The 4,822-nt window shown below is 71.1% G+C and carries 4 protein-coding genes; 1 reads left to right on the top strand and 3 read right to left on the bottom strand.

Features of this window, described 5'->3' with window-relative positions; genetic code table 11:
- Together pyk and CCN33_RS23475 are read right to left on the bottom strand one after the other, a co-directional pair.
- On the bottom strand, positions 1 to 1,194 hold a 1,194-nt coding region (gene pyk / locus CCN33_RS23480; protein ID WP_086695493.1), incomplete at its 3' end, for a pyruvate kinase.
- Between the two features lie 158 nt (positions 1,195 to 1,352).
- On the bottom strand, positions 1,353 to 2,036 hold the full coding sequence (locus CCN33_RS23475; RefSeq protein ID WP_086695492.1) for an SIMPL domain-containing protein: 684 nt from the start codon (positions 2,034 to 2,036) through the stop codon (positions 1,353 to 1,355).
- Between the two features lie 150 nt (positions 2,037 to 2,186).
- Between CCN33_RS23475 and CCN33_RS23470 the strand changes: the two genes are divergently transcribed.
- Positions 2,187 to 3,998 (top strand): bifunctional metallophosphatase/5'-nucleotidase, encoded by a 1,812-nt coding sequence (locus tag CCN33_RS23470; RefSeq protein ID WP_086695491.1) that lies wholly within the window; start codon positions 2,187 to 2,189, stop codon positions 3,996 to 3,998.
- On the opposite strand, the gene CCN33_RS23465 is transcribed toward CCN33_RS23470, so the two are convergent.
- Positions 3,995 to 4,822, bottom strand: an 828-nt coding sequence (locus CCN33_RS23465; RefSeq protein ID WP_167387925.1) for a SidA/IucD/PvdA family monooxygenase, incomplete at its 5' end; no start/stop codon positions are given. The two genes, CCN33_RS23470 and CCN33_RS23465, sit on opposite strands and share 4 nt — an antisense overlap.

Here is a 4,822-nt window from a genome sequence, read left to right as displayed (position 1 = left end):
GGCGAGGACGGGGATGGGTGAGCGGTAGCGGGAGAGGCGGCGGGCGGTGTCGCCGGACTGGGTGAAGGCGACGAGGAAGCGCGCCCCGAGGAAGTCCCCCATTTCGGCGGCCGCCCGCGCCACGGCCCCTCCCTGGGTGCGCGGCTTGTTCCGCTCGGTCAGCGGCGGCAGCCCCTTCGCCAGCATCTCCTCCTCCGCGGCCGCGACGATCTTCGCCATGGTGCACACGGCCTCGACGGCGTAGCGCCCCACGCTGGTCTCGGCGGACAGCATCACCGCGTCCGCGCCGTCGAGGACCGCGTTGGCCACGTCGGAGGCTTCCGCGCGGGTCGGCCGGGCGCTGTCGATCATCGAGTCGAGCATCTGGGTGGCGACGATGACCGGCTTGGCGTTGCGCTTGGCGAGCTTGACGGCGCGTTTCTGCACGATCGGCACCTGCTCCAGCGGCAGCTCGACCCCGAGGTCGCCCCGGGCGACCATGAGCCCGTCGAAGGCGGCGACGACGTCCTCGATGTTCTCCACGGCCTGCGGCTTCTCCACCTTCGCGATGACGGGCAGCCGGCGCCCCTCCTCCGCCATGATCCGGTGCACCTCGGCGGCGTCGCGCCCGCTGCGGACGAAGGAGAGGGCGACGACGTCGAAGCCGGTGCGCAGCGCCCAGCGCAGGTCGTCCTGGTCCTTCTTGGACAGGGCGGGGACGGAGACGGCGACACCGGGGAGGTTGATCCCCTTGTGGTCGGAGATCACGCCGCCCTCCACCACGCGGGTGCGCACGCGGGGGCCGTCCACCCCGGTGACCTCCAGGCAGACCCGGCCGTCGTCGACGAGCACGCGCTCACCGGGCCGGACGTCCTCCGCGAGACCGGCGTAGGTGGTGCCGCACTGGTGGCGGTCGCCCTGGACGCCTTCTTCGACGGTGATGGTGAAGGTGTCGTCGCGTTCGAGGAGTACGGGCCCTTCGGCGAAGGTACCGAGCCGGATCTTCGGACCTTGAAGATCGGCGAGGATTCCGACACTGCGGCCGGTCTCGTCGGCGGCCTCGCGAACGCGCTGGTAACGCGCCTCGTGTTCGGCGTGGGTGCCGTGGCTGAGGTTGAACCGGGCGACGTCCATTCCGGCCTCGACCAGTGCCTTGATCTGGTCGTACGAGTCGGTGGCGGGCCCCAGGGTGCAGACGATCTTTGCTCGGCGCATGGGTCGAGCCTATGGCTTACCGACGGGTAGAGAATTCGGGCGCCATGGCCACTCAACAACCATTGGGGAAAGGGTTATTGACAAGTGTTGAATTGTGCGATGAGCCGCTCCTATGAGCGATGTTTTTCGCGCGAGCGTTCTTTTGTCCGAGGGCGCCGCTAAAGCCGGGGCGGCACCAGCGTGAAGCGCGCGGTGACCTGCGCGGAGACCCACAATTGCGCGGGCTGGAGATCGAACGGCTGGGCGGATTCCGCCCCGTCGGCCCGACGGGCGGCCCGCCCGAAGGAGGAGACGTTGCGCGGCCGGTCGGCCCCGGTGTCGGCGAGTTCGGTCAGCGCGGCGAGGGATGTCCCGAGCGCGTCGGCGTACTCGCGGGCCCGCTGGAGGGCGTCGGCGACGGCGCGGCGGCGGGCCTCGGCGTGGGCCGGGGAGTCGGGGCGCAGCGACCACGAGGGGCCCTCCAGCTCGGTCAGCTCCAACTCGGCCAGCCGGGCGGTGAGTTCGCCGAGGACGGCGAAGTCGGTGATCTCGGCGTCGATGCGGACGACTCCCTGGTGGCTGCGCACCCGCTCGCCGCGGCCGCGTTCGCTGAGTTCGGGGGTGACACCGAGGGAGCCGGTGGTGAGCCCGGGCACCGCGTCGCCGTAGGACTTCAGGACGTCGAGCGCGGCGGTGTTGCGGCGGCCCAGGTCGTCGAGGGTGGCGCGGCGGTCGCGGCCGCGTGCGGTGACGGTGACGCCGATGCGGGCGATCTCGGCCTCGGTCTGGAACTCGGCCTCGCCCCGGACGGCGAGGAGCGGGGCGTCGGCGGTGCCGTACGCGGGGTTCGCCTCAGGGGTCATACGTCCCACTGTGTCATGTGTCCGGCGTACCGGCGGGGGGAGTTGACGGAAATCGGTCACCGGATCGCAACCTGGGGGGTCTGTTGCGACCTGTCATGGTCGGGCCACAATCTACGCGCGTTGTCGACCCCTTGCCGAGGAGACCGAGAGATGCCGTTCGACCGCCGGAAGTTCCTGAAGCAGTCCGCCGTCACCGGGGCGGGCGTGGCGATCGCGGGCGGGGCGGGCGCCCCGGCGGCCCGGGCGGCCGAAGCCGCCCCGGCGCCTCACGGGCACCACGAGAAGCGGTACGCGCTGACGGTCATGGGCACCACCGACCTGCACGGCCACGTCTTCAACTGGGACTACTTCAAGAACGCGGACTACAAGGACGCGGCGGGCAACGCCCAGGGCCTGGCCCGGATCTCGACGCTGGTGAACCAGGTCCGCGAGGAGAAGGGGCGCCGCAACACCCTGCTGCTGGACGCGGGCGACACCATCCAGGGCACCCCGCTGACGTACTACTACGCCAAGGTGGACCCGATCACCGCCGAGGGCGGCCCGGTGCACCCGATGGCGAAGGCGATGAACGCGATCGGGTACGACGCGGCGGCGCTGGGCAACCACGAGTTCAACTACGGCATCGAGACACTGCGCCGCTTCGAGCACCAGCTCGACTTCCCGCTCCTGGGTGCCAACGCGGTGGACGCCAAGACGCTGAAGCCGGCGTTCGCGCCGTACTACATGAAGCGGTTCCACGTGCCGGGCGCGCCGCCGGTGAAGGTCGCCGTGCTGGGTCTGACCAACCCCGGCATCGCCATCTGGGACAAGGCGTTCGTGCAGGGCAAGCTGGCCTTCGAGGGGCTCGAGGAGCAGGCCGCGAAGTGGGTGCCGAGGCTGAGGTCGATGGGCGCGGACATCGTGGTGGTCTCGGCGCACTCGGGCACCTCGGGCACGTCGTCCTACGGTGACCAGGTGCCGTACGTGGAGAACGCGGCGGCGAACGTGGCCCGGCAGGTGCCGGGGATCGACGCGATCCTGGTCGGGCACGCGCACCAGGAGATTCCGGAGCTCCGGGTCGTCAACGAGAAGTCGGGGAGGACGGTCGTGCTGTCGGAGCCGCTGTGCTTCGCGGAGCGGCTGACCCTGTTCGACTTCGAGCTGGTCTTCACGCGGGGCCGCTGGCAGGTGGAGTCGGTGAAGGCGTCCCTCAGGGACTCGCGGACGGTGGCGGACGACCCGAGGATCACCAAGCTGCTCTCCACGGAGCACGCGAAGGTGGTGAAGTACGTCAACCAGGTGGTGGGCCGGGCGACCGAGACGCTGACCACGGTGGAGGCGCGGTACAAGGACGCCCCGATCATCGATCTGATCACCAAGGTGCAGGAGGACGTGGTCAAGGCCGCGCTGGCGGGCACCGAGTACGCCTCGCTGCCGGTGCTGGCGCAGGCGTCGCCGTTCTCCCGGACGAGTGAGATCCCGGCGGGCGACGTCACCATCCGGGACCTGTCGGGTCTGTACGTGTACGACAACACGCTGGTGGCGAAGCTGCTGACGGGCGCGCAGGTGCGGGCGTACCTGGAGTTCTCGGCGCAGTACTACGTGCAGACCGCGCCGGGCGCGCCGGTGGACGTGGACAAGCTGACGAACGCGGCCGACCGCCCCGACTACAACTACGACTACGTGTCGGGGCTGTCGTACGACATCGACATCGCGCAGCCCGCCGGGTCGCGGATCAAGAACCTCACCTTCGGCGGGGCTCCGCTGGACGACGCGGCCCGGTTCGTGTTCGCGGTGAACAACTACCGGGCCAACGGCGGCGGCGCGTTCCCGTACGTGGCGTCGGCGAAGGAGCTGTGGTCGGAGTCGACGGAGATCCGGACCCGGATCGCGGAGTGGGTGACCGCGAAGGGTGTGCTGGACCCGGAGGACTTCGCGTCGGTGGACTGGAGGCTGACGCGGGCGGGCACGCCGGTGTTCTAGTAGGTCGATCGGGGTGGAGCCCCGGTGGCGGTGCGGGCCCGGTGGGCCGTGCCGTCGCCGGGGCTTCGGCGTTGCGGGTGCAGGCCGAAGGTGGTGAAGGCGGTCCGGGCGGGGAGCGGGTACTGCTCCTTGCCGGTCAGGGAGTTGAGGATGGTGGCGCTGCGCCAGGCGGCGAGTCCGAGGTCGGGGGCGCCGACGCCGTGGGTGTGCAGTTCGGCGTTCTGGACGTGGACGCGGCCGCTGACGGCGGGGTCGAGGACGAGCCGGAACTCGTCGTCGATCAGGGGGCGTCCGGCGCTGTCGCGGCGCAGGTGGGGGTCGAGCCCGGCGAGGAGGCCGTCGAGCGGGCGCATGCGGTAGCCGGTGGCGAGGACGACGGCGTCGGTGGCGAGGCGGGTGCGGCTGCCCTGGTCGAGGTGTTCCAGGTGGAGTTCGACCTGTCCGGTGCCGAGGCGTCCGGCGGTGCGGACCTGGACGCCGGGGGTGAGGACGGCGTCGGGCCAGCCGCCGTCGAGGGTGCGCCGGTACAGCTCGTCGTGGATGGCGGCGAGGGTGCCGGCGTCGACGGCCTTGTGGAGCTGCCACTGGGCGGCGACGAGCCGGTCGCGTACGGGCTCGGCGAGGGCGTGGAAGTAGCGGGTGTGGTCGGGGGTGAAGTGTTCCAGGCCGAGCTTGGAGTACTCCATGGGCGCGAAGGCGGCGGTGCGGCCGATCCAGTGCAGGTGTTCGCGTCCGGCCGGGCGGTGGCGGAGCAGGTCGAGGAAGACCTCGGCGCCGGACTGTCCGGAGCCGACCACGGTGACGTGTCCGGCGGCGAGCAGCGC

The organism is Streptomyces recifensis, assembly GCF_002154615.1.
Taxonomy (GTDB): domain Bacteria; phylum Actinomycetota; class Actinomycetes; order Streptomycetales; family Streptomycetaceae; genus Streptomyces; species Streptomyces griseoluteus.
The sequence above is the reverse complement of the archived record's forward strand: the minus strand, read 5'-3'. Positions and strand labels throughout refer to the sequence as shown.

What these genes read in the sequence shown, in the direction of transcription:
- CCN33_RS23470 (WP_086695491.1), top strand. Translation starts at nt 2,187, where the DNA reads ATGCCGTTCGACCGCCGGAAGTTCCTGAAGCAGTCCGCCGTCACCGGG.
- CCN33_RS23475 (WP_086695492.1), bottom strand. Translation starts at nt 2,036, where the DNA reads ATGACCCCTGAGGCGAACCCCGCGTACGGCACCGCCGACGCCCCGCTC.